Annotated in this window: 26 protein-coding genes, 1 pseudogene and 1 riboswitch; of the genes and pseudogenes, 2 read left to right on the top strand and 25 right to left on the bottom strand. The window is 38.6% G+C overall.

Translation table 11 applies throughout. The annotated features are described in order from the left end of the window. Window positions 1–207: 207 nt before the first annotated feature. The 3 genes from ACIQ0C_RS05745 to ACIQ0C_RS05735 all read right to left on the bottom strand — a co-directional run bounded on the left by ACIQ0C_RS05745 (window position 208) and on the right by ACIQ0C_RS05735 (window position 1976). Complete coding sequence (locus tag ACIQ0C_RS05745; protein ID WP_403057882.1) at window positions 208–636, bottom strand: DoxX family protein; 429 nt, start codon at window positions 634–636, stop codon at window positions 208–210. A 72-nt stretch (window positions 637–708) separates the two neighbouring features. Further along, entirely contained in the window at window positions 709–1560 is an 852-nt protein-coding gene (locus ACIQ0C_RS05740) for a M56 family metallopeptidase (RefSeq protein ID WP_403057879.1), read from the bottom strand. Continuing rightward, complete coding sequence (locus ACIQ0C_RS05735) at window positions 1560–1976, bottom strand: BlaI/MecI/CopY family transcriptional regulator (RefSeq protein WP_402837286.1); 417 nt, start codon at window positions 1974–1976, stop codon at window positions 1560–1562. Before ACIQ0C_RS05735 ends, ACIQ0C_RS05740 begins: the two co-directional genes overlap by 1 nt. A gap of 500 nt (window positions 1977–2476) precedes the next feature. Here ACIQ0C_RS05735 and ACIQ0C_RS05730 point away from each other — a divergent pair. Further along, window positions 2477–2671 (top strand): annotated as a pseudogene (locus ACIQ0C_RS05730) (DUF4180 domain-containing protein); the annotation flags it as partial. 247 nt (window positions 2672–2918) lie between these two features. Here the strand turns inward: ACIQ0C_RS05730 and ACIQ0C_RS05725 are convergent. The 3 genes from ACIQ0C_RS05725 to ACIQ0C_RS05715 all read right to left on the bottom strand — a co-directional run bounded on the left by ACIQ0C_RS05725 (window position 2919) and on the right by ACIQ0C_RS05715 (window position 4612). Beyond that, complete coding sequence (locus ACIQ0C_RS05725) at window positions 2919–3599, bottom strand: NAD(P)H-binding protein (protein WP_403057876.1); 681 nt, start codon at window positions 3597–3599, stop codon at window positions 2919–2921. 71 nt (window positions 3600–3670) lie between these two features. Next, a complete protein-coding gene (locus ACIQ0C_RS05720) occupies window positions 3671–4240 on the bottom strand; it encodes a histidine phosphatase family protein (protein WP_403058105.1) in 570 nt (189 codons plus the stop codon). A 27-nt stretch (window positions 4241–4267) separates the two neighbouring features. Then, window positions 4268–4612 (bottom strand): avidin-fold protein, encoded by a 345-nt coding sequence (locus ACIQ0C_RS05715; protein ID WP_403057873.1) that lies wholly within the window; start codon window positions 4610–4612, stop codon window positions 4268–4270. A 237-nt stretch (window positions 4613–4849) separates the two neighbouring features. On the opposite strand from ACIQ0C_RS05715, the gene ACIQ0C_RS05710 reads away from it, so the two are divergent. Further along, a complete protein-coding gene (locus tag ACIQ0C_RS05710; RefSeq protein WP_034306915.1) occupies window positions 4850–5371 on the top strand; it encodes a DUF2179 domain-containing protein in 522 nt (173 codons plus the stop codon). Window positions 5372–5674: 303 nt separating this feature from the next. Here ACIQ0C_RS05710 and ACIQ0C_RS05705 read toward each other — a convergent pair whose 3' ends face one another. The 19 genes from ACIQ0C_RS05705 to ACIQ0C_RS05615 all read right to left on the bottom strand — a co-directional run bounded on the left by ACIQ0C_RS05705 (window position 5675) and on the right by ACIQ0C_RS05615 (window position 25672). Then, a complete protein-coding gene (locus ACIQ0C_RS05705) occupies window positions 5675–6079 on the bottom strand; it encodes a cytosolic protein (protein ID WP_403057870.1) in 405 nt (134 codons plus the stop codon). A 63-nt stretch (window positions 6080–6142) separates the two neighbouring features. Beyond that, a complete protein-coding gene (locus ACIQ0C_RS05700) occupies window positions 6143–6898 on the bottom strand; it encodes an exodeoxyribonuclease III (RefSeq protein WP_403057867.1) in 756 nt (251 codons plus the stop codon). 75 nt (window positions 6899–6973) lie between these two features. Continuing rightward, window positions 6974–8479: a cardiolipin synthase gene (cls, locus tag ACIQ0C_RS05695; RefSeq protein WP_403057864.1), complete on the bottom strand. Its 1506-nt coding sequence runs from the start codon at window positions 8477–8479 to the stop codon at window positions 6974–6976. Between the two features lie 125 nt (window positions 8480–8604). Further along, window positions 8605–10041, bottom strand: coding sequence for a glycogen synthase GlgA (gene glgA / locus ACIQ0C_RS05690; RefSeq protein ID WP_403057861.1), 1437 nt, complete (start codon window positions 10039–10041; stop codon window positions 8605–8607). 16 nt (window positions 10042–10057) lie between these two features. Continuing rightward, complete coding sequence (gene glgD / locus ACIQ0C_RS05685; protein WP_402837302.1) at window positions 10058–11164, bottom strand: glucose-1-phosphate adenylyltransferase subunit GlgD; 1107 nt, start codon at window positions 11162–11164, stop codon at window positions 10058–10060. Between the two features lie 17 nt (window positions 11165–11181). Further along, window positions 11182–12348, bottom strand: a complete 1167-nt coding sequence (locus ACIQ0C_RS05680) for a glucose-1-phosphate adenylyltransferase (RefSeq protein WP_053535126.1) — start codon at window positions 12346–12348, stop codon at window positions 11182–11184. Continuing rightward, window positions 12348–14288 carry a 1,4-alpha-glucan branching protein GlgB gene (gene glgB / locus ACIQ0C_RS05675; RefSeq protein WP_403057858.1) on the bottom strand — a complete coding sequence of 647 codons (1941 nt, stop codon included), beginning with the start codon at window positions 14286–14288 and terminating at the stop codon, window positions 12348–12350. Before glgB ends, ACIQ0C_RS05680 begins: the two co-directional genes overlap by 1 nt. A 246-nt stretch (window positions 14289–14534) precedes the next feature. Further along, window positions 14535–15548, bottom strand: a complete 1014-nt coding sequence (locus ACIQ0C_RS05670) for a glycoside hydrolase family 15 protein (RefSeq protein ID WP_403057855.1) — start codon at window positions 15546–15548, stop codon at window positions 14535–14537. A 593-nt stretch (window positions 15549–16141) separates the two neighbouring features. After that, on the bottom strand, window positions 16142–16660 hold the full coding sequence (locus ACIQ0C_RS05665; protein WP_403057852.1) for a mismatch-specific DNA-glycosylase: 519 nt from the start codon (window positions 16658–16660) through the stop codon (window positions 16142–16144). 1061 nt (window positions 16661–17721) lie between these two features. Then, window positions 17722–18621 (bottom strand): sulfite exporter TauE/SafE family protein, encoded by a 900-nt coding sequence (locus tag ACIQ0C_RS05660; protein ID WP_402837310.1) that lies wholly within the window; start codon window positions 18619–18621, stop codon window positions 17722–17724. A gap of 152 nt (window positions 18622–18773) precedes the next feature. Further along, window positions 18774–19406: an NAD(P)-binding protein gene (locus ACIQ0C_RS05655; protein ID WP_403057849.1), complete on the bottom strand. Its 633-nt coding sequence runs from the start codon at window positions 19404–19406 to the stop codon at window positions 18774–18776. Then, on the bottom strand, window positions 19387–20148 hold the full coding sequence (locus ACIQ0C_RS05650) for a sirohydrochlorin chelatase (protein ID WP_403057846.1): 762 nt from the start codon (window positions 20146–20148) through the stop codon (window positions 19387–19389). The genes ACIQ0C_RS05655 and ACIQ0C_RS05650 overlap by 20 nt, the downstream gene beginning before the upstream one ends. Then, window positions 20148–20924: a uroporphyrinogen-III C-methyltransferase gene (cobA, locus tag ACIQ0C_RS05645; RefSeq protein ID WP_403057843.1), complete on the bottom strand. Its 777-nt coding sequence runs from the start codon at window positions 20922–20924 to the stop codon at window positions 20148–20150. The genes ACIQ0C_RS05650 and cobA overlap by 1 nt, the downstream gene beginning before the upstream one ends. Before the next feature lie 19 nt (window positions 20925–20943). Next, window positions 20944–21159, bottom strand: coding sequence for a DUF3906 family protein (locus ACIQ0C_RS05640; protein WP_034306935.1), 216 nt, complete (start codon window positions 21157–21159; stop codon window positions 20944–20946). Window positions 21160–21179: 20 nt separating this feature from the next. Then, window positions 21180–22805 (bottom strand): nitrite/sulfite reductase, encoded by a 1626-nt coding sequence (locus ACIQ0C_RS05635; RefSeq protein WP_403057840.1) that lies wholly within the window; start codon window positions 22803–22805, stop codon window positions 21180–21182. A 16-nt stretch (window positions 22806–22821) separates the two neighbouring features. After that, complete coding sequence (cysC, locus tag ACIQ0C_RS05630; RefSeq protein ID WP_098185935.1) at window positions 22822–23421, bottom strand: adenylyl-sulfate kinase; 600 nt, start codon at window positions 23419–23421, stop codon at window positions 22822–22824. A gap of 43 nt (window positions 23422–23464) precedes the next feature. Then, window positions 23465–24613 carry a sulfate adenylyltransferase gene (gene sat / locus ACIQ0C_RS05625; protein WP_403057837.1) on the bottom strand — a complete coding sequence of 383 codons (1149 nt, stop codon included), beginning with the start codon at window positions 24611–24613 and terminating at the stop codon, window positions 23465–23467. A 29-nt stretch (window positions 24614–24642) separates the two neighbouring features. Continuing rightward, window positions 24643–25359 (bottom strand): phosphoadenylyl-sulfate reductase, encoded by a 717-nt coding sequence (locus tag ACIQ0C_RS05620; RefSeq protein WP_402837324.1) that lies wholly within the window; start codon window positions 25357–25359, stop codon window positions 24643–24645. A 169-nt stretch (window positions 25360–25528) separates the two neighbouring features. Next, entirely contained in the window at window positions 25529–25672 is a 144-nt protein-coding gene (locus ACIQ0C_RS05615) for a YezD family protein (protein WP_072273036.1), read from the bottom strand. A 156-nt stretch (window positions 25673–25828) separates the two neighbouring features. Beyond that, window positions 25829–25937, bottom strand: a riboswitch (SAM riboswitch). Window positions 25938–26096 lie beyond the last annotated feature (159 nt).

Genomic DNA, 26096 nt, shown 5'->3' with positions numbered 1-26096 from the left:
TCAAGGTATTTCACGATGATCCATTCAGGAAAACTACTATTTATCACCAAAATTTGATTTTGTTTATTATCGGTTTTTAAAATCCAAGAAGCATTTCAAACAAGAACAAGGTGAAATGAAAAAGGTATGATCCCAGAAGATTACCGTTATCATACCTCAAGACTGTTTAAAAAGTGTTTAATTTATTGTGATTTCGTTTAAATCTAATTAACTTGCTATCATTTCTGAATCTTGTGCTTTTTTAAGGTTTGGTAACTTAGAGTCTATAGATAGGAATCGGCTTCCATTCAATAGTAGGTGAAATGCGATAATCATAAGAACGAGATCCAGTTCGTACCCTGAGCCTTCGCCATTCCCCAAAAAACCTGCTGGGAATTTCACATAAACAATTGCACCAGCCATGATGAATACAAGGAGAGCAGAAATTATTCTTGTACCAAGACCAATTATTAAAGCAATTCCTCCAACCAATTCAATAAAACCGACTACATAGGCCATGAATCCCGGAATTCCTATACTTTGAAACCATCCTGAAGTGTTATCCAATCCACCTTTGAATTTTGACAGACCATGCAAGAAAAATGAAATTCCCAACATAACTCTTAATAAAAAGGTACCGATTTCTTGTTTATTCATGACACATCTCCTTTTTTTTATTTTACACTACAAAGTGTAGTGTAATGTGGTAATAAAATCAAGTGAAAGTCATCAGACAATCACTATAGTCATTCCTAACAATATAACCAAAACATAAATAGAAACAAAAATCGTGGTAGTTTCAGCCCTTAAAGGAATTGTTTTATTGGGATCAATTAATTGCTGAAGTCTATAGTTAACTGATTCATTCGAGAAATGAACAAGGACAGGAGAGGATTTATCAGTGCAACCATGTTTAATTAACTTCAATAAAGCGGCACTTATACCTAATTCGGTCCCCATTTTATTAATCGCATTTTCGTCGGCTGATAATTCACTTATTATTTTGTAATTTTTATGACACCATTTTGCCAGCGGGACAAACCATAACGCATCTGAAATCAACTCTAAAATAAAGATTACCAATGGATCATATTTCTTTTGGTGAAAGGCTTCATGCTCCACTACCGCTTCTAGTTCATCAAAGTCCAGTAATCGAATTAAACCAGTACTGAACACAATGAAAGGCCGCCTGAAACCAAGTGTAAACGCAAGAGGCTGTTCAGCGTTCACAACTAAGATATCATTGTTGACCCGATTGAATGTTTCATTTATATTTTTTGTCATATCAACGTTTTTTGAAAGAAAAAGCTTTTGTTTAAACCTTCTGGATAAGAAATATTGCTCTGTAACTTTAAAAAAGGTGCTCAATATACTATAGGATATTATTATACTGAGCAGTGTGACGACCACAAAGTAGTATACTGAATCTTCCTTGAATAAACTAAAACAAAATTTTAAAAAATTAGCTTTAATATTCACACCAAAAAAGATGTGTACTAAAAACGCTCCCATTTGGCACCATACTACACAGGCAATTAAAAGACTCAGGCTTATCACAAAATAAGACTTTCTCTTCCACATTATAATTTATCCTTTTTTAACGATTGAATTTTTTGTTCCAATTTTTCAATTAAACCTTGGTCAGCGTCTTTCATGGCATCCAGCATATGGCTTATGACCGCCCCACCAAATTCATCCAGCAAGTTCTCAGTCAGTTTCTTTGACTGCTCTTCTAAAAACTCCTCTTTGGACTGCACCGGGCGAAATAATGAAAGCCTTCCTTCAGACCTCTTTTCAAGAAAGCCTTTTTCAACTAAACGATTCATGACGGTCATTACCGTGTTGAAATTGATAGGTTTGTCAAGTTCCAATGATTGTTGAACCGCTTTAATGCTTTGTTCATCTTTATCCCATAAATATTCCATGATATTAGCTTCCAATGGACCAAAGAAACGATTCAGTCCGACTTCATCATATTTAAAATTTTTAATATTCATCCTTTCCCACCTCTCACTACAAATTGTAGTGGAAATCACCTCTACAATCAAGTTTCATCCGGAAAATTAGAACGTTGATATCCACTCCAGGCGCTCGGCTCGCTTTCCGCTTGCGGTCCGGGAGCCTCCTCGGAACTCCTTACGCGAGTGGGGTCTCCATTGGACTCGTTTTCCCCGCAGGAGTCTCGAACACCCGCTCCAATCAACGGAAACGTTTATAAATGAAAACTGCGGGCAAACTGGCTTTTCTTCGAGTTTGACTACAGTCTGAAACCTCGGCTTTTGCAGGCATGTTTCAATAATCAATAGTAATCCTTTGGCCCCTATTTCCTCAAATTTAAAAATCTTTATAAAGAAGGAAGTCTGTAAATCAATTTGTGAAATTATAATGTGTCTTGAGCTTCTTAATATAGATAGTATTCTGAAAGGAACACACAGTACTTTCTGATCCAATTATTGGGCCAGATTATGTAGCAGCGCAGCTGGGGTATTAAGAAGCAATTTCAGAAGATTTTTTTAAGCTTACTACAAAACTTGCAGGAGGGATCCTTCAAAAATTTGCTAACTACCAAATTAATCATAGGGGATTTTTCATCTTACGAAAGATTTCTCTTTATTAGTGTAATAAAGGGAACAATGGATTTTTTGTTCCATCAGAACAAGAAGCGATTGATAAATTGTCTAAAGAACTATAAACATTAACAAAAAAAATTCTCAAAAAAGACCGGGGTTTTTTTGCCCGGTTTTCTCATTGAGCTAACTCTAGCTAATAGAAGCAACTTAAACCTATTGGACTAGCTTTTTACCATGCCCTTCTGGTTCTCCACCTCTATTCCACTCCATTTCCCTTTTTTTAGTTGAAATGTTCATATGTTCCTTTTCACTTTTAAGAGAGGATCAAAATTTCTTTTAAATAAAAAAAAGAGCCTACTGGGGCTCGTTTCAATAAATAATAGTAACCCTTTGGGCAAGTTCCTCTATTTCAGCAGAATCATAAAAATGATATCCTTTTGCCGTCGTTTGGGCTGCAGCGTACATCGCAGCAGCTACTTTGTTTGCTTCTATTGCACGATATGGGCGTAAAGGGCCCACAAATACAAATTTTGCAAAAGTACTTAGCAGCCCAGAAATCTTTTCTCCCGCCCTGAATTCCTTGCGTTCTCCAAGAAGTAAGGAAGGGCGGAAAATATGTACTGCATTCAATTCCAGGTGTTGTAGTGTTCCTTCAACATCACCCTTAACGCGATTGTAGAAGAACTTTGATTTGGAATTGGCTCCCATGGCCGTTATGACGAGTAATTTATCAACATTGGATGTCTTTGCCATTTTAGCTGCTTCAATTACATAGTCATAATCCACTTTACGAAAAGCTTCCTTCGTTTTAGCCTTTTTGATCGTTGTACCCAAACAAATGAAAACATCGGTGACTTTGAACAAATGGGCATACTTGGATAAATTATCGAAATCCACAACATGTCCTATGCATTTGGGATCAGTGAGTTTCATTACTCTTCTTGTCAACAAATGGATTTCACTATAGATTTTGCTGTTGCTTAGCTCTTTAACCAACTGGGTGCCTACCACACCAGTAGCGCCTAATATCAATGCCGTCTTATTAGTCATGATTTCCTTCTTTCTATAATTAGCTCCTCAATCAACCATATCCTTTTTAACTCTAACCTAGCTTAATAGGACTAAGATAAATGATTTACTTTATTGAAATCATCAATTATCCAAGAATCAACTTCAAATCTAATCGTACTCAAACATGCATTGAACAAGCGCATTTCGTTGGATACGATTGACTCGTTTGACATCAAGCGTAAAATAAAATGAATGACGGCTCCATGTGCTACAAGTATAACTTTCTTCTCAGGATACTCCTTCTGAATTTCCTGGAGCCCATTCATCAGCCTGTTTCGTAAAGATTCCTGATTTTCCTGACCAGGATAATCTTTATCCCTGAATGCAGACTTCCTTTCCGCTGCTGTCATTCCTTCAGCGACGCCAAAATTCTTTTCAATGAATTCCATTTTTTCAATAACCGGGACTTCAATATAGTGCGAAATGATATCCGCCGTCTCCCTTGCCCTCTTTAGAGGGCTTGAAATAATTACATCCCAATCATCTTTTGACAAAAATTCACCACATTGCCGTGCCTGTATCTTTCCGAGTTCATTTAAAGGAATATCAGTCTGACCTTGCAGCTTCCCTAGTGCATTCCACTCTGTTTGACCATGCCGCACTAAACAAATAGTAGTAATTGTCCTCAAACCCCTCTAAGTAGATTATTATTTTTTCACTTCTTCTATGATGGAATGTCCCTCATTCCGTTCAAGATCTGACCATTTCCATCTTTCATGCAAGCGTATCCTTCCATCAGGCAGCATTTCAGGGGTGGAAAGACAGCTGCCTCCTCTAATTTCCCCTTTTTCATTGATATGATTATACCTGAATTCCAGAGTTCCATCCAGATTGACAAGCCCTATTAAAGTCCCTTTAACAATCTCTCCCCCCTGATAACTTGCTGAAAGAATTGAGCCGTCTTGTGAATAATGGAAGGTAGTATTTCCTGACACTTCTCCATTTTCAGAATTGACTTTAGCTTTGAATATCCGACCATCATAATTAAACATCATCATTCCCCCATATGAATTAATAAGGATAATGATACCAAATTAACAAAAAAAAGAATATTGAAAAAACTTATAGAATTTTATTTCTGTATCCATGGAAATTACACAAAAAATACATAATATTCCCCATTGAATTCCCCTATTATGATGTGGTTAGATTATGGAAGATGTTACTTATGGAATGAACAATCCCCAAGTTACGTCTAATCAAACTGAAGATTTTGGTGAGGTGCTCAAGTGAAAGAAATACTTCTGATTCTACTATTACAACTTATTTATGTTCCGATTTACACATTGCGAACCATTTTCTTAGTAAAAAATATTACCATACTTGCCTCGATACTGGGTATCGCAGAAATGTTAATTTACGTTTTTGGATTATCCCTAGTATTTGGCGGTGACCAAAGCATACTCGCCATGGTTGTATATGCGGTCGGTTTTGGAATCGGAATAATTTTTGGTACGAAAATTGAGCAAAAACTTGCCATCGGTTTTATTAATGTAACCGTTAATACTCAAACCAAAAATGAACATTTGGTAGACACATTGAGGAACAACGGATTTGGTGTAACTCTTTATACGGGCGAGGGCAGGGATAGCAACCGTTATCGTATGGAAATCTTGACAAAACGCAATCGGGAACAAGAATTGATAGCAACCGTTGAAAAGTTTGAACCTAAGGCTTTCATCATTTCATATGAACCACGTTATTTTAAAGGTGGATTTTTATTGGATCGGTTGAAAAATAAAGCAAGCTGAATGAAAAGCAAAAGCCCATCTTAAAAAGATGGGCTTTTGCTATATTTCGTTTTGATTTTCTAATCTTCACTGCCCTCGTTACCGGTTGTTTTTTAATCCACTTTACGTATTTTTTTATGCTTCATCATCTTTTACAAAAGTACGGTATTGAGTCGGATGGCCAGCTCTCGGTTTGAATGCAATGCGTGAATCTGTTTGTGACAAGATTTACAGAGATAGGATATCGGTTAAATGATGGATGGTCTGTTATATCTCATCCCTGTCACAAAGCTCACAAGTACCTATCATTTCATTGCTCGGCCATTAAGGCTTAACGGATTTTCCTTCTTCAACAATATGAAACATCAAATGGGCAAGATGGTGGATTGGCCCGTACTCTTCATTGTCATCCTCTTCTTCATGCTCCACTTCCACTTCATCCATCCCTTGTAAATAAAGTGCCATGAACTCATAAAAATCATTTTTAGTAAAGGAGTAACAATCACTTGGATCCTGATTATCTTCTTCATACTGTAAAACTAGATGGGATAAATCACCCTCATCATCTTCAGCATCAAAAAATACAAAATAACCGATATTTGTATCCAGTTCAAATAACCTGCGAAAACCGCGTGATGTCGCTTTTTCAAACTCAGCCGACGTCAATTTTTGCACTTGCATGCTGTCTACATTATCTTCTTGATGAAAGCCCACGATAAATGTGTTCATAATTGAACCTCCTGTTGAATATGGATAACCATTATTATCCCCATTTAACCGGATTTATTCCATTTAGAGGTTTGTTTCCAAGACGACCGGGCAATGATCGCTGCCCATGACATCGCAGTGAATGTCAGCCTCTATTAAAGATTTCGCCAGACGTTTTGAAACAATAAAATAATCGATTCTCCATCCGATATTCCGCTCCCTAACCTTTGCCATATATGACCACCAAGTATAGGCCCCTTCCTGGTCTGGATTAAAATGGCGAAATGTATCGATAAACCCTGAATCAAGTAATTCAGTCATCTTTCCACGTTCTTCAGTTGTAAAACCGGAATTCCCAATATTGGGTTTTGGGTTTTTCAAGTCGATTTCCTGATGGGCGACATTAAGGTCCCCACAAAAGATAACCGGCTTCACCAAGTCCAGTTCCTTAAGATATCCTATCATCTCATCTTCCCATTCGAGACGGTAATTCAGCCTTGATAAATCCCTTTTTGCATTGGGGGTATAAACATTCACCATATAAAAACCCTCGAATTCCAGTGTTATGATCCTGCCTTCCGGCTCCTCATCCAGATCTCCTACACCATATTTCACAGAAAGCGGTTTTTCCTTCGTGAAAATGGCTGTACCTGAATATCCTTTTTTCAGTGCATAATTCCAATATTGATGGTAACCTTCCAACTCAAGTGAAATCTGCCCTTCTTGAAGCTTAGTTTCTTGAAGGCAAAAAATATCTGCATCCACATCTTTAAAATAATCTAAAAATCCTTTTTTAACACAAGCCCTAATTCCATTTACATTCCAGGAAACCAATTTCATATTCTCTTAAATTCTCCTTATGGCCAATTAATTTCTTTACATTTCAACTATACTATTTATCTGCTTTTTTTCCCATTAGAGTACATTCGAAAACAATCTGGCAAATGATTCTTTTGAACGTTCCAGTAAACCACGATCGTTATACCCGATAGGATCCAGTTTGTCACTGTCCATCATATCCTCTTTGTAATGAATGATGAGATCTTCAATGGTACGGCTGCCCATAAGAAAGACATTCACTTCAAAATTCAGATGGAAACTCCTCATATCCATGTTTGCCGTCCCTATGGAAGCCATATCACCATCTACGATAATAAGTTTCTGATGTAGAAAACCTTTTTTATATGAGTATACCTCAACGCCGAATTGAAGCAGCTCACCGAAATAGGAGCGACTCCCGTATTGGGTTAAAAACCCATCATTTACTGCCGGAACCATAAGCCTAACTTGTATCCCCTTAATTGCGGCATGTTTAATTGCTGCTTTAATCGCTTGATTCGGTACGAAGTATGGACTTGCAATCCAAATTGATTTTGTGGCGTTCGTGATAAGTGAATAGTAAAAATCACTCATGATTCCCTGTTGTGTATCAGGTCCGCTTGCTACCACTTGGACAGCTCCATCCCCTTGTACCACTTTATTCTTGAATTCTGGACGTTCTTGCAATACATCTTCCCCGCTGACATATTCCCAATCCAAGAGGAAAACAGTATGAAGCATATATACCGCTTCACCTTTAAGGACCATATGTGTATCTCTCCAAAAACCAATGTTTTTATTTCGGCCTAAATATTCCTCTCCTACGTTTAAACCTCCTACAAAGCCAACTTCCCCATCTATGATGATGATTTTACGGTGATTTCTGAAATTAAATTTTTGATTGAAAAAACCATGTTTTAATGGTGAAAATGGATAGGCTTGTATCCCTGCATTTTTCATCCGTTTAACTTCATTATTTGATAGGCTTAAACTGCCGGCCGCATCAAAAATGAATAAAACTTCCACACCATTTTTTGCTTTTTCAATAAGGATATCTATAATTTCAGTACCAAGCCTGTCGGAACGAAAAATGTAATATTCAATATGGATGAATTTCTCAGCTTTTTTTAACTGTTTTATGATTTCTGTAAACGTTTCGTTGCCATTTTTCAATACTTCCGTTTCCGATGATGTACTAATGGTGGTCTCAGATGCATTTTTGGCAAAAGCTGCGAATGATCGCTGATGATCATTCAAGAACGATAAATCTGGAGATGATACCTGTGTGACAAGACTCTTCCATTCTTCGCGATCTTTTTTCCTTTTACTTCGGAATAAATACCCCTTTAAATAGAGCTGACCTGAGAATAGATAAAATACATATCCAAATACCGGGAAAAACAAAAGCACATACATCCATAAAAGTGTCTCGTGGGCAAATCTATTTTCGAGCATGAGTGAAAATAGGGTAATAAACATGACCAAAATATATAATCCAATAAAAAATAGCTTCACGTCGAAGCTAACTTGAGTGAACAGGATCATATAAACTGAAGCGATTAAAATAAATAAAAATACAATTTCCATTCTTCTTCTTTTCATCTTTTTCATTCTCCTACGCAGCAATATTTTATATATAAATAACATATACCCATATTTGATGGTAAAAGAAACAAAACACTTACGAAAACAATGTTCGCAAGTGCTTTGTGTATTACCTATCCAATTCACTTCATGACAGGAATCAAACTTTCATACAGCTCAATATACTTTAAAGAAGATGATGTCCAACTGAAGTCTAACTTCATTGCATTTTCGGCCATTTTCCTCCATCTTTTCGGCTGGAATTTGTACAGACCTATAGATTGCTCAATTGTATGCAGCATATCGTGTGCATTATAATTCGTAAAACTGAAGCCGTTGCCTTCACCGGTAAATTGATTATAAGGTATGACCGTATCACGAAGTCCGCCAGTTTCCCTCACTAAAGGCAGCGTACCATAACGCAATGCCAAGAGTTGGCCGATACCACATGGTTCGAATTGTGACGGCATCAGGAATAAATCAGAACCTGCATATATCCTTCTTGCCAAACCCTCATCAAAATATGTATTGACTGAAACCTGATTTGGATATTGGTCAGCTAAATGACGAAATGCCGATTCATATTGCTCATCACCCGTACCTAAAAGAATGAATTGAACTCCCTGGTTCATAATTTCATGAAAAACATGGAGAATAAGATCTATTCCTTTTTGATCAACAAGCCTCGTTACCATTGATAGAACCGGGACGTCCTCATTGACAGGAAGATCCAACGATTCCTGTAGCTGACGTTTATTCTCCATCTTATCCGCATAAGAATCGAATGGAAAAGCAAGATGTTCATCTGCTGCAGGATTATAATCCTCATAATCAATTCCGTTGATAATCCCTTTAAGGTCACCATTTCTCTTTCGTAAAAACCCATCCAGGTTTTCCCCAAAATAAGGACTCTGAATTTCTTCCGCATAACTTGGGCTTACAGTTGTGACGATGTTAGAAAAAGCTAAGCCGGCTTTCAAATAACTTACATTCCCATGAAATTCAAGACCATCGATATTAAAATATAATTCACTCAAATCGAGTAATTCAGCTAATACAGCTTTAGGGTAAACTCCTTGATAGCGTAAATTATGTATGGTAAATATCGTTTTAATATCCTGATAGAATGGATGGTTATGATAATGGGCTTTCATCAAAACGCTGACAAGGCCCGTTTGCCAATCATGGCAGTGTATGACATCCGGTTTTTCTTCTAAATAGGGTAATGCCTCTAAAATTGCACGGGAAAAGAAGGCGAACCTTTCGCCATCGTCAAAGAAACCATAACTACCATGCCTTTTGAAATAATATTCATTATCCAGAAAATAATATGTAATTCCGTTAGCAACAAGTTTTTCGATGCCGCAAAATTGCTGGCGCCAACCAACAGGAACTTCAATACTCGTCATATGTTCCAATTCCTGTTTGAATTGGTTAGGAAGATCCCCATATTTAGGAAGGATGACACTTACATGGACTCCCTGTTTTTTCAGCGCTTTCGGGAGCGCGCCTATAACGTCTCCGAGCCCTCCCGTTTTTATAAAAGGGGCGCATTCTGAAGCAGCAAATACAACATTCATTGCCGCACCTCCTCTATTAAATTACTTCCGCTTTTTTTATTACAGTAGGCTGTTTTAAACCAATAACTGATTTTTCACTAGTAATTCTCACTTCTTTATCAGTTATGATATTTTCAACGATGGCTCCTTCTTCAATCACGCCTTTTTGCATGATGATGCTATTTCTTATTATCGCACCCTTTTTCACCTTTACCCCACGGAAGAGTATACTGTTTTCGACAATCCCTTCAATATCACAACCGTTGGCTATCAATGAATTGGTAACCTTCGAAGAACTTGAATATTTGGTCGGTGCCTCATGTTTGATTTTTGTATAAACATCCCAAGTATCCCCGAAGAAGGAACGGATTACCGATGGGTTCAGGAAATTCATATTACTGGCATGAAAGCTTTCAATGGAATGGATGAATGGCATATCTCCAGTAAAGTTATAGCCTTTGACGGTAAAACGATGCAGATTTGCTTTCACAGCGTCTTTCAAAAAGTCATATTCCCCACTGGCAACACAACTTTTGATCAAGTTCACCAATAGCGTTTTACTTATGATGAAGGTTTCTAGACAAACATGGTCACCAGGTCTAGGGATGGTATAAAAACTAATGTCGGTTATGTCTTCATCCGAATCCACCGAGCAGGTGTGATAGATTGGTTTTTCAATCAATTCCCCTACATAATCCTTATATACCACCGTGATATCCGCTTTATGTTTTTTGTGATAATCAAGCACTTCATTAAAATCCAATTTGCATACATGGCTTCCAGGGGAAATGATGACAGTATCTGCCTCTGCACGTTCGAAAAAGCTGAGATGATCATAGAATTGCTTCATATCGCCTGTTACCGTTTCATCCGGATGGATAGGGGGCAAGATGTATAAGCCTCCTGAACGCCGATCTAGGTTCCATTCTTTACCTGAGCCAAGATGATCCATAACTGAGAGATACTTTTCTTTAGGAAAAACGGCTACTTTTGATACATCTGCATTAATGAGATTCGACATAGTAAAGTCAATCAAACGGTAGCGTCCACCAAATGGCACAGATGCTACATTACGGTGAGCAGTCAGATCTTTTAAATGTTGTCTTTCATTGATTAAGTTAATAATACCCAACACATTTTCCATAGCATCTTCCCCTTTTTCTAGTTAAGAGTGATCTTTTTTTTGTTTGGATTGATAATGGTCTGATTTTCACCAATTAAGGTAATATCGGATGTAACCGCTGAGTTGCCAACTACGGCACCATCTTCTATAACACAATTACTGGCTATGATGCTTCTTTCTATATGAACGTTTTCACCAATCGTGACATTAGGCATGATGACTGAATCTTTTATGGTTGACCCATAGCCCACCTGTACATTATAGGATAAAACCGAATGTTCAATGTTCCCATGTATCATGCACCCTTCATTGATAAGCGACTGACTGACCTCGGCATCCGGTGATATATATTGCGGTGGATGATTTGCATTACGGGCAAAAATTTTCCATTGCTGATCATCCAACTGGAAATTTGGCGTATCCTCCAATAAGTCCATATGTGCCTGCCAAAGGCTTTCGACCGTTCCAACATCTTTCCAATAATCATTAAAACGATAGGCATATAGCTTTTTTCGATCTTCAAGCATCTTTGGAATGATGTTGCTGCCAAAATCATTGGAAGAATTTTCATCCTTTTCATCATTTATCAAATACCGTCTTAGGGTTTTCCAATTGAAAAGGTAAACTCCCATGGAAGCGAGGTTACTTTTTGGATACTTTGGTTTTTCATCAAATTGTGTGACTTTATCATCATCATTGGTATTCATGATTCCGAAACGACTTGCTTCCTGCCACGGCACTTGAATGACAGCTATTGTTGCCTCTGCATTTTTTTCGATGTGATAATCCAGCATCTTACTGTAATCCATCTTATAAATATGGTCACCAGAGAGGATCAGTACATGTTCCGGATCATAGTTATCAATGTATTGGATATTTTGATAAACAGCGTTTGCCGTCCCTTTATACCATTCACCACCTTCTTTCCCTTGATAAGGGGGAAGTACGGAAACTCCGCCAACATCCAAATCAAGGTCCCAAGCTTTGCCATTACCAACATAATCATTTAGAATCAATGGCTGGTATTGGGTCAGTACCCCAACCGTATCTATACCAGAATGAGTGCAGTTACTTAATGGAAAATCGATGATTCTATATTTACCGCCAAAGGGAACAGCCGGTTTTGCCAAACCGATCGTCAATTCACCTAACCTTGAACCCTGGCCTCCTGCCAATAACATTGCTATCCATTTTTTCGCTCCCATTATTCGGTCACTCTCCCCCGTCTTTTTTTTGTTTGCTTCATAAAAATAGAAATGCCTAATGGAGGTACAGTTATTTCCATGCTGAATGGTTGATTATGGTATGGTTCCTTTTTGACATTAATGGGTTCTTCATTGATCTGACCCGATCCTCCGAAAGCTTCTGAATCACTGCTGAAAACTTCTATATATTTGCCTTGGGATGGTACACCTATTTGATACTGAGCATGAGCCTGTGCAGAAAAATTACAGACAATAATGCAATAATCGCCTTTACGTTTACCTTTTCTCATAAAGGTAATGATACTCTGTTCACTATTGTTCGGATCGATCCATTCAAAACCCTCCTGGACATGATCCAGTCTCCAAAGGGAGGAAGTTTGCCTATAAAAATCCTGAAGGGTACGGAAGTAATATGCCAGCTTTTCGTGGGATTCATATTCCAAAAGCAGCCAATCCAATTGTTCCTCATCTTTCCATTCTATGAACTGGCCAAATTCACCTCCCATGAATAGCAGCTTTTTTCCAGGATGCGTCATGAAATACCCAAAGAGTAACCGTAAATTCGCAAACTTCTGCCAATAGTCACCTGGCATCTTATTCAATAATGACTTCTTGCCATGAACCACTTCATCATGTGAAAAGGGCAAGACGAAATTTTCTGAAAAAGCATAGAAAAATGAAAATGTTAAGAGGTTATGATGATATGGCCTTTCATTTGTTTCAAGTTTCATATAACGAAGGATATCGTTGGTCCATCCCATATTCCATTTGTAATTAAAGCCTAGGCCGCCTATATCGGTAGGAGAAGTTATAAGTGGCCGATCTGTTGCTTCTTCAGCCATCATTAATGCATTGGGATACCTCTTGAAAACCACTTCGTTAAGTTTTTGTAAAAATTGTATGGCTTCCAGGTTTTCCTCACCGCCAAACTGGTTTTTCAGCTTGACCGGCAATGGATTATCATGATTTAAGTAAACCATTGACGATACCGCATCGACACGGACCCCATCAATATGGTATACATCCATCCAAAACATTACATTTGATATAAGGAAACTGATTACTTCTGGTTTTGTAAAATCAAAATTGTATGTCCCCCATAACGGGCGATCTGCTCTAGTGTTATCAATTGGTTCATAGAGTGGAGTACCATCAAAACGGGAAAGTCCATGCGCGTCTTTACAAAAATGGGCGGGAACCCAGTCAAGGATTACACCTATGCCCTTTTGGTGGCAAAGGTTAATTAAATATTTAAAATCTTCCGGTGAGCCGTACCGGCTGGTTACGGAATAATAGCCAGTGACTTGGTATCCCCACGATTTATCAAATGGGTGTTCCATTATGGCCATGATTTCGATATGTGTAAAACTATTATCAATCACATAATCAATCAATCTATCAGCCAATTCACGGTACGAATAAAACTCGCCATCTTCTTTCTGTTTCCATGTTCCTGGGTGCACTTCATAAATGGACATGGGTTTATGATAAATATTTTCCTTTTTCCTATCAGCTATCCACTTCGAATCTTGCCATTCAAAATTATCCAGCCTTTTGATGACCGAGGCTGTATTTGGTCTGACTTCCGAATAAAAGGCATATGGATCGGCTTTTAGGATTCGTTTATTTCCGGGTGTATGTATTTCGTATTTATAGAGTTCCCCTTCTTGTAGTCCTGGTACGAACAACACCCAGATACCTGATCGCTCGATCCGTTTCATCGCATGATCTTTTCCGTCCCAATTATTAAAATTACCGACTACTGAAACTTGCTTGGCATGGGGGGCCCAAACGGCGAAGCGTACTCCTTCTTTACCTAATGATGTTACAATGTGTGCCCCAAGCATTTTATAGCTTTCATAAAGGGTTCCTTCATGAAACAAATACAAATCGAAATCGCTTGGATAAATCTCTTGTAGCTGGTCAATAATTGTACTCAATAAAACCCCTCCATCAGTATTAACTCGATAGTATTTTACCCATCCTTCCCCAGTTATTATATATATTCGATGAAAATGATATTAATCCTTCAAATGGAGGTGAAGATATTGTTATAAATAGCCGTTTTTTTGTAAATTAAAACATTTTTTTGAGGAAAATATACATTTATTGTAAAAATATTATTATACCAATAAAAGCCCTCCCCATTTATTGGAAAGAGCTCTAAGGTATCATGTATGAATGCTTCATGTTATTTGTTCAGTTCGAATCATGGAAGTCTTCGTCAAAAATAAATAGGACAATGATACTGACCATGCCAAAGGAGTATTCTTGTTTGGAATATTACTGCCCCCTATATATAATTCGGGTACTTCCCAATTATCCGGTATGATCATTTTCGTTTTTTCTATATATTCCTTAACTTTGTTCATCATGCCAAGTTCAAGGTAGCATAAGCCCAACCACGGAAGCCCGAAACACCATTCCGCTTCTTGACCGTCATTATAATAAAGGTCCTTTTCATATCTAATGCAACCATTTGTTCTTTCAAGGCGCTCTGTGACATTCTTCAATATTTTAAGTGCTATTTCACGGTCTACCAGCCGATAAGGATAAATTAAGGATAAAAGGGCTAAATCCGTCTCTTTTGAATAACTTTCCCTTGGAAGCAAGAAACGAAGGGCTTCTTCTCCCTTTTTAATCAGTTCATCCTTGACGTTGACCAGCATTTTGACTGAATTCAATCCAGCAACACATGCACCTATGCTTGAAGCGTGGATTTCTATATTTTCTTCCCACATCCCGTTATCTTCCGCCTGCCAATATTGCAGGCATTCCAAGTAATTGACCAACTTTTGAACAATTTGTAAATCACGTTGATTTCTCATCACCTTTTTACCATGCCTATATCCTTCACCGACACCCCATAAAAAGGCCCCTATCGCATCATTCTGGGCATGGCCCCACTCATCGGGCAGTTCTTTAAGCTCAATGGAATACCTTGCATGGATATGTTCAAATAGAAACTGGGGTTTCTGTTCCGTATGAATATCTATCTTCCACTCATAGGATTGAAATAAGTCGAATAAAGCATGATATGCTTTCTCGTAACGTTTGGATGGATCATTTATAAAAGGCATTACTGTATAAACGACATCCCTTATCCAGACATAATTATAATCATCGGAAACGCTTGCCGTATATGCGCCATTAGGCAGCCGCATGCGATCAAGAACCTCTAGTGCACCATTCACATTCATTAATTGAGCACCTCCATAGTTATTTGCTTATTCCCATTGTTGACAGACTCCCATTTTCTAAACGTTTGTTGTTTCATTTTCAATTAGAAGCGCTTTCAATTCAGCTAACCAAAACAATTTTTCAGAAGTACATTCACCTTAGTTTATGTAATCACTGCCCTTTTTGATAATCAAGCTTCCAATGTTCATTAAAATGCGTCATTTGCCTAACCGAAATTGAAATATCCTTCTTGGGAAATAAAAACCCAGTAACGGAAATCCATTACTGGTTATATCGGCCTATCATTAAAATGTTTAGTAATTATTAAAAGAAATTTCGTAATATCATCAAGAAAAGCACGCCAATCGATGCCCCATTCAGGACTGCATTTTACTAGCAGCACCAAAGGACCGACTCTAGGTATGAAAGTTACAATCGAAGTCCCTATCGACGACCCCGCAGCAAAACCGTTACTTAGGTATCCCAATAAAGTAGGTATACTATCCTTTATACTTGCCAAAAGCCTTCACCAACATTGACCTCGGAAAGCCATCGTTTTTCCATTAAGCACTATCCTGACTCATATATTCCACCCTTGTTTTAATAAGTTCCTTCAATTGCTTTTCAGCTGACCAAGCAGAATTGGCAACTCACTATATATTTCGATGATATCTTCTATCGGCATTCTAACTAAACCGCTGGAAGAAGGGGCAACGAATTCCATGGTCTCATTCGATGAAGGTACTTGTTGCAGCCCCCAAGAGATTTTTCGTAATTGACGATATTCCTGATAGACACCCTTGCCTACAAAACAGACAAGTTTAGGTTTATACTTTTCAATTTTCCTTTTTAATAGCTTCCTTCCTTTTATGTACTCTTCTTTAGTGATTTCGTCCGCGCCTTTTGTAGGCCTGGAAACGATATTGGTAAAACCATAACCTATATCCAGCAATGACGAGTCTTCAGTTGGTTCATATTTCCGCGGTGTCAGCCCGGACTCGAAGAGGATTTTCCAAAAGCGATTGTTTGGATTCGCATAATGATGACCAGTCTCGCCTGAGCGAATGCTTGGATTGAAACCTACGAACAATATATCCAAATTTTCCTTTAAATGATCAGGGATGCCTTCCATTTTAAAACTCCTTTTCAATTTTGCTATTTAATCATTGTACAAAACTGAAAAATATTTAACTACCTTTAAAAACTAAATACGGTTTAAAAAGAATGAACGTTGATGGCTCCATAATATGGATGAAGACCTGTCAAATTGAATATTGAAGACCTCTTGCTCCTAAAACATTACGTTCGCCTTCACTCTACATGGGACAAACTACCATAAATCGGATTAAAAGGATGCCATGGTGGCAGTTAGTGAATTTCCCCCAAAGAATATTCCAGTTTAAATGGAATCGATAATAGATTTTTCCCATGCCCCGGCATCAAGCAAAAGTCTGCATGTTTTTCAAAGCTTGCAGGGATCTAAAATTAAAGGATATCCGCAATTTTCATGTACTCATTATTGGAAATGACAGACAGCTAAAGGACATTTAGAATGTGGCTGCGTGCCTCCAATTTTCAAGTAAGAAAGAGCTCATTCATTTCACTGGCAACAAAAAATGTATTAGTGCACTGCAGAACAATTGTAGGTACGGGGAGGGTTTGGGGAAGCAATGGCATGCGAAAGACCCATTATTTCTGGGGGAGATCTCGGGAATATCGGGACGGTGAATAAGCTACATCAATCAAATTCCGATGTTCAAACGGGCAGGATTTAAATTCGATAGAGTAAAAGAAATATTTCCTCCTTTTATATTATATGAAAGTGCAATTCACTCATTTGAACAGAAAAAGGCCATGAATTAATGGTTCTGCTTCTATTCTAAAATTATTCAAATCTCTCACGATGGCTGACTATAGTAAGGGGGAACTATTGATTCTTTGTTAGGAGATAAACTACATAGATATATTGGAGGGATAAGTCTCTCGTTTATTAAGACAGATTGATAAATGGGTCCAGGAAATAAATGAATCAATTAAATAGGATAAAGATCCATTATTAAAACCGCAGCAACTTAATAGTCGAATTCCATTTGGCAAATGACTTTACTCGTAGGTACATAAATACCTACGAGTTTTTTATGTTACGCATCAGAATATGCTTCTTGTGTAAATTCACTCTTTCAAACTCGGGAATCAGGAAACATTCTGCCGGTGTTCGATATGATCATGTTTTCTCGCATTGGACATCTTATTGATGGTAAGAAGAATCCCAGAAAGCCATATAATTACAATGCCAGTATAGATGTATATATGGGCTTCAATCGGAATCCATGTAGCTAATAATGTTCTTACATTAATTAATATAATGAAACCACCCACTAAAACACCCATTAATTGAGCAGGAAGCATCCTGACGAGCCAGGCAGCAATTGGTGCTGCAACCACTCCACCAATTATCAACGCAATGACCCAAAGCCAATTGACAGCTTCCCATCCAAGCGAAATGATAAAACCAAGACTACCGAAGAAAGCAATGGCAAATTCACTCGTATCTACAGTCCCTACGGCTTTTCTCGCCGTCATGCCTTTTTTTGACAATAAAACGGGCGTTGCAATCGGTCCCCAACCGCCTCCGCCTGTTGCATCACAAAAGCCTGCAAAAAGACCTAACGGAATGGATTGTTTTGCGGTCAATGGCCTTACGGTTTCATTTTCCTTTGACGGTTTAAAAATAAATAAAAAGCGGAATAAAACGTATACACCAAGACCAAATAAAAATATGGCAATATACGGTTTTGCTAATTCGGCTGGCAGGTTGCTCAGGAAACATGCACCTACAAATGCACCAACAGAACCTGGAATGATCAAGCGATAGACCATATTTTTATCCACGTTCCCAAACTTTATATGTGAAGCTCCGGATACTGCTGTTGTCACTACTTCCGATAAATGAACGGATGCTGATGCTACTGCAGGGGCAATCCCGAATGTCAACAATAAGGACGTGGAACTCACTCCATACCCCATTCCAAGCGAACCATCGATTAATTGGGCTAAAAACCCGATAAAGGCCAAAACGATTAACTTTTTCATGACATTCCCCTTTTTTCACTAAAATAGAACCTATATCATCGACCCGATGGTACCGTTTGCCTGTATAAATCATTTAGATTTCCTTTAAGACACAAAGAGGCACCTAACCAAAATGAAATGACATGTTGGTTAGGTGCCTTCAGTTTTTCTGATCAGCCCAATGATATATTTTCTTCAGCTTCTACTGGTAAAAGCCTAGCTAAAAAACGATATCTTTCTTTTAAGGAATATTTATAAATATCCTCGATTGAATCTTTCAATAATTTAGACTTTTCTTCTTTTGAAAATGACCCATTCTTTATAATCATTCTTGCTTCAAAAAGGAATTCAAGATATTCTTCATATGATTCATCATATACTTTACCTAGGTCATTCCGTATTTTTTTTGCGAGCGTTGGACTTGCTCCATTGGTAGAAACACTTATGGAAAGCATGCCTCTATTCAATGTGGCCGGTATATGAAAATTACCCAACTCATGATTGCTGATTACGTTAACCAACTGACTTTCGGATACGTTCTCGTAAACTCGTTCATTTACTTCAGTAGAATTGGTAGCAACAATGATTAAAAATGCATCTTTATAGTCAGTTTCTTCCACTTCTTTAAGTAAGACCCGAATCTTACCTTCTTTCTCCAACAGTTGAAAACCTGTGCATATTTCGGGGCTTACGACGGTAACTTCAGCACCAGCTTCCAATAAGGGGCCCGCTTTAAAGTAAGCTATTTTACCACCGCCGATGATGACACACTTTCTGTTCTCGATATTAAGCGTAATTGGATACATAGGCTCCCTCCCCACTCACTTCATGAATTCGTTCCGATATTGCTTGTTCAATCTTTGGGTGATAACCTAAATATCGGCAAAGTATGATTTTTTGCTTCCCCTTTTTTTGGAGCTTTTTCATACTATTTTCAATCGACTCCATTAAGAGACCGGTAAACAATAGGTAAGGAATGATAAATACTTGGTTTGATCGAGATTCCTCTGCAAATTCCAATGCTTCTCCAAAGCTTGGTGTGGCAGCTGTCAAATAACACTCTTGCACCCGGATTTTTGGAAACCTGCTCCTTAGCAAATCGGCCAATCGAGACAAATCCCTTTTCACGTCGGGATCACTGCTGCCCCTTCCAACCAATAAAACCAAGGAATCCTCCGTAACACTTGCATTTGTTTCCTCCAACCGTTCCACTAAAATGTCAACCATTTTCTCACTGACACCAATCGGCCTTCCGTATTTCAAGTCAACTGCAGGATACCGTTCTTTCATTTTATTCAATATGACTGGAATATCATGTTTTGCATGTACAGCTGTCAGCAATAGAACTGGAATGGCCAATATTCTCGTCGCACCTTTTTGGATGCATCGTTCGTAGGCCTCTTCAATCGTAGGGGTTTCCAATTCCAAGAAGCAATACTCTTGAATGGAATAGGGCTGTGCTTGCATACAAACTTTAATAAAATCAATGGCTTGGGCTGAAGCTTCTTTAACACGGCTGCCATGGCAAATATATAAAATGGCTTCCATTAAAAGGCCTCATTCGCCAACAAATTTTCGGTTTGTTTTCCTTCAAACCATTTGATTTTTTCCCGTAAATTGACGACATCTCCCACGACTATCATGCAAGGGTTCGAAATTTGTTCGTTATTGGCGGTTTCCACTACTTTAGCCAATGTACTGACAACTGTTTTTTGCGTTGTTAATGTACCCCAATGAATAAGGGCTACCGGAGTCTCTGGGCTTTTTCCATGTTCCAAAAGTTTTCCTTGAATATATGGCAGGTTTTTAACACCCATATAAATGGCTAATGTATCGATTCCTTTTGCAAGGGATTTCCACTTGATATTATCCTCTTCATCTTTTTTCCGATGACCGGTAACAATTGCAAATGATGAAGCATGGTCCCTATGTGTAACTGGAATTCCCGCATAGGCTGCAGCAGCGATTCCAGCCGTAATTCCTGGTACGATTTCAAAGCTCACGCCATTTTGGGCAAGGGCTTCCGCTTCCTCACCGCCTCTTCCAAAGACGAATGGATCGCCGCCTTTCAAGCGGGTGACTATTTTTCCCTTTTTTGCATATTTAACGAGGAACCGATTGATGGTATCCTGCTGCAACAAATGATAATCCGGCAGTTTCCCGCAATTAATCAGCTCGACACCGTCTTTTGCATGATTCAAAAGTTCTTTATTGACAAGTCGATCATATAAAATGACATCAGCTTCTTGGATGCATTTTAATCCTTTTAATGTAATTAAATCTGGATCTCCGGGACCGGCTCCTACTAGATATACTTTCCCCATTTTTGCATCCTGCCTTCCCTTAGAGAATTGTTTCGAATTCCGATAAAACGAAACCTGCTCCATTTTTAATTTTCCTTTTTTCATATAGTGAGATGTCATCCACTTCAGGCATTTTCAAATAATGCTTTTCCAGCTCGATATCAACAAGTTCAAACGCCTTTTCATCTGAATCGGCAACAATGATGACATGAATTGGTTTTTCCTTGATAGTGACTTCAAAACGGTATAGATTCATGAAATGCTTACCTTCCCCTATTAAACGGCCACTTCCGCTAATATATCATCAAGTTTACGTTGTAATTCGTCTACCCCTACCCTTTCCACAAAATCGAGGAAGGTTTCGGATAGAAGTTTTGTTTCTTTGAAAAATAGGATCATTTCTTTCAAAACTTGATGGAGCTGTTCAGCTTCCACTTTTCCTTTAAGTTTTTCATTGAACTTCCCGCCCTCATTCAGCGTTCCTCCAACGTATATTTCAAAAGCCTCGACCATCTTTTTATCCTGGTTTTTCATTTTTATGCCTTGCAGCCCTATTTCGGCGATGGCTCTTTGACCGCAATTATTCGGACAGCCGACCATATGCATCCTTACAGGTACATCAAGTTCTATTTCCTTGTCCAGTGATTCAGAAATGGTCCTCATTCGGTTTTTCGTTTCCACGAGCGCCAGGTTGCAATACTCGATGCCTGTACAAGAAACGGAATAACCAATGAATTTCTTTGGTTGATATGGAAATCTTTCGAAGATGGCTTCCTGCTTTAATTCCTCAAGTTTAGCATCCGGCACATTGGGAATGATTAGATTTTGAGAATTACAGTTACGGATTTCACCATTTCCATATTTTTTTGCAAGTTCGGCAAACTCAATCACTTCGTCTGGATTTAGACGACCAACTGGTATGTTGACTCCAACATAGTTCAGACCATCTTGCTTTTGTTTATGGATGCCGTAGAAATACCCTGCATTCCATCCCTTCACCGCACTTTCTCCCTTTTCAGGAAGCGGACCGGTGTATTCCAGCAATTTTTCCTTGAATTGTTCAGGGCCCCAGTCAGCGACAAGGAATTTCAATCGCGAGCGATGACGCTTTTCACGGTACCCAAAGTCGCGGAATATCGTCGTGATGGCGGCCGCCACTTCCACTGTTTTTTCAGGTAAAATGAATAAATCAAGTTCCTCTGCCAGCATCGGGACGGAGGAAAGCCCCCCGCCTACTTTAACATGAAAACCAACTTCCGTTACCCCATCAATTTCTTTAGTGGCTGGATTGAATGAAACACAGTTGATTTCAGCATTTGAAGCATTATGGATATTGGCACTTATGGACATTTTATATTTCCTCGGAAGGTTCGAATAGTCTTCGTTAAGGCGGAAATACTCAAATACATCATAAAGTACCTCGCGTGTATCAAAAAGTTCATCAGGATCGATGCCTGCCAGTGCATTACCGATGATATTACGTGTTATATCACCACAAGCACCAGCCGTAGTCAATCCAACCTTTTCCAAACGACTCAAGATATCCGGGACTTGTTCGATGGTCAGCCAGTGGAATTGAATGGCTTGACGGGTTGTAATGTCATATACATCCCTCCCGTAATCTTTAGCGATGTTAGCTAGAGTTATTTGTTGATCATAAGTCAGGATACCTCCGGGAATAACGACTCGCATCATCCAATAACCAGCTTCTTTAGGCCGTTGCAGGTATAGACCTGCCCATTTGAACATATCCCATTTCTCTTTAGGGATGGAATCAAAACCATTTGCTGCGTAATGTGGAATATCATCAAATATCTTCAAGCCGTCTTTTTCCAATTTCCAGATTTCCGTTTTATTTTTAGCGATTAGTGGATTTTCCGACCAAAATTTTTCGTAAACCATTACATTTCCTCCTTGATTAAATCGCTTTCTTTGCTGTCAAATAGCCGATTACCTGTTCAACGCACTCTTCAATGCTGTATTGGTCGGATTCTAAAATGATTTCCGGTCGTTCAGGTTCTTCGTATGGAGAGTCGATTCCGGTAAAATCTTTAATGATGCCTTTACGGGCCTTGTCATAAAGCCCTTTTGGATCACGCACTTCGCACTCTTCGATCGGACACTTTATGTATACTTCAATAAACTCCCCTTCTTCGAGTAAATCACGTACAATCTGCCGATCTGCCCTGAAAGGTGATATGAAAGCGGTCAATACGAACTGCCCACTATCCACGAATAACTTGGATACCTCACCGATCCTTCTAATATTCTCCGTTCTATCCTCTTCAGAAAAACCTAAATCTTTATTTAAGCCGTGGCGGATATTATCACCATCCAAAACATAACTTCGAATATTCCGATTGTATAACTCTTTAGCGACCGCGTTTGCAATCGTTGATTTTCCGGACCCCGATAGTCCTGTAAACCATAGAACCGTGCTTTCATGCCCGTTCTGCTTCCGTCGGTGCTCCTTGGTCAATGACGTCTCATGCCATGTGACATTCGTACTTTTACTCATTTGATAATCCCCCTCTTCATGTGACCCTTCCATTTATGTCCAATCAGTTATAAACTTCATTTTTTTTAAGACCTTCGATCAACACCTCGATGACTTCCTTACGGCTAAAGGTTGCTGGAGGAATTTCTCCATTACGCAACATTTCCCTTACCTTCGTTCCAGACAGGATGACATGGTCTTCCTTGCCATGCGGACAAGTTTTAGCGGAAGCCATATTGCCACATGCTTTACAGTAAAAACTATGTTCAAAGAATAATAGCGTGATTCCTAACTCATCTGCGTTAAAATTCCCGAAGATTTTTTGAGCATCGTATGTGCCATAATAATCGCCCACACCCGCATGATCACGTCCGACGATAAAATGGGTGCAACCATAATTTTTACGGACCATCGCATGGAAAATGGCTTCTCTAGGTCCTGCATAACGCATGGCAGCAGGGAAAACTGCAAGGGAGACGCGATCCTTAGGATAATATTTATCAAGCAGCACTTTATAGCTTTCCATTCTTACATCTGCCGGAATGTCATCTGATTTAGTGGCACCAACGAGAGGATTTAAGAATAAGCCGTCGACGATCTCCAATGCTGTCTTTTGAATATATTCATGTGCACGGTGAACAGGGTTCCTCGTTTGGAAACCGACAACCGTTTCCCATCCTTTTTCAGCGAAAGCCTTCCTTGTCTCGACTGGGTCCAAATAATGAGCTTGAAATAGCGGACGCTCTATTCTCTTGATCAACTTTATTTCCCCGCCGACATATACATCCCCGCGGTTATATAAATTTTTCACTCCAGGATGCTTCTCATCATCTGTTTGATATACCAATGTAGCTTCCAATTGCTTATCTGGAGTGTAAATATCGGAAACGGAGAGAACCCCGTATGTTTCACCTTCATGGGTTAATGTTACTTCTTCACCTATAGTGAGGCTTTCTGCAGTTTCTTCGGTCAAAGGCAGCGTAATCGGGATGCTCCATACATGTCCGCTGCTAAGCCTCATATCCTTTACCACTGTATCATAGTCACTTTTTGTAAAGAATCCTTTAATCGGGCTGTAGGCACCAGTGCCTATCAATTCAAGATCGCTTAAAGCAATTTCATCGATTTCGATTGACTTCGTTATTTTACTAAAATCATATTTTGGTTCCCAAAGATCGATTAATGTTCCTCCGTGCGGTATACTGATTGTCATGCTAATTTCCCCCTATGGTATCTATTTATTTAAGATAAATGCAATCCGCATTCCGTTTTTTGAGCTCCTTGCCAACGGCCTGACCGTAAATCATCTGCATTGAAGGCAGGTGCAGTACACGTTTTACATCCAATGCTCGGATATCCATTATCATGCAGAACATTATATGGAAGTCCATTTTTGTGGGCATAGCGCCAAACATCTTTCCATGTCCAATGTATGAGTGGGCATATTTTAACTGATTTGAACTTATTATCCTTATTGATATACTCGGTCTTAGCCCTTGTTTCGGATTGCTCCCTCCGCAGTCCCGAAAGCCAGGCTGTTGCTGTTGAAAGCACATCAGTTAGCGGAATGATTTTACGGATGTTACAGCACTTATTGGAATCTCTAAGCCATAATTCATCCCCATATTCCGCCGCTTGTTCCTCAAGCGTCAAGTCAGGTTTCTTCATTTCGATCAAAAGCTTCGGATATCGCTTCTTCACTTCCTCGATCAATTGGTAAGTTTCCTCAAAATGAACATCTGTATCAAGGAAAACTATTTTTGCCGAAGGATTGACCTTCGCCAATAAATCCGTAAGCACGATGCCTTCAATACCAAAACTGCAAGCATAAATCAGTTTGTCTCCGTAATGGTCATTCGCCCATTGCAGAACTTCCAAAGCACCTTTTGTCTCACTGCCTTCAGGAAATACAGGGAAGTCCCCTGTATTGAAATTTTCATAGTTTATTAATGCAGCCAACTTTGTAGCCCCCTCTAAAAACTTGCTGTATCAGGTTAGAGTAACTGTTGATCAATTCCCGTTGTAATATTCCCCGGGTTATTTGAATCTAGGAAAAAGAGACGAATCTAACCAATACTCTCTTTATATCAGTTAAACCCGCCTCTAGTTTTTCTAGTCAGCAGATACCTTATTTAATTCTTAGTTTTTCATTTCTTTCCATTTGAATGATTTTACCATCCTGGACAATAAGTGTAATGGATCCATATTTCATTGAATTAAGCATTTCTTGAAGTCGTTCAAAAATTTCTTCAAGCTGATTCTCTTTATCCAAACCAGTTCCTCCTTTAAGAAAATCCGCGAATTTTTTATTTTAAATTTCTTAGATTTATATAATTCCATACAACCTTACATTGTTATGGTCTGCCTAAAATTTTCACAAAAAACAAAAATCTTTCCATGATGGAAAGATCGCAAGGTAAATATCTTTACCTTATCTTCCAAAATGATCAACATTTTGTTGGAGGTAGCACCTTGCATCCATCATGCAGGTTGCTGGACTTCAAAGGGCCAATTCCCTCCGTCGCTCTGGATAAGTTTTATTATTTTAAATATTAACATATATTTAATCCTTGTCAATGGAGTTTTCTTATAAAATAACTTGGTTTAATATTATGGATGAACTGTTATTTTTATACACACTATTCAATTTATGATTTTATGTTCATATAAATACGAAAATAGACTCGTCTTTTTAG

The organism is Peribacillus sp. NPDC096448 (genome assembly GCF_044762675.1).
Lineage (GTDB): Bacteria > Bacillota > Bacilli > Bacillales > DSM-1321 > Peribacillus > Peribacillus frigoritolerans_B.
The sequence above is the reverse complement of the archived record's forward strand: the minus strand, read 5'-3'. Positions and strand labels throughout refer to the sequence as shown.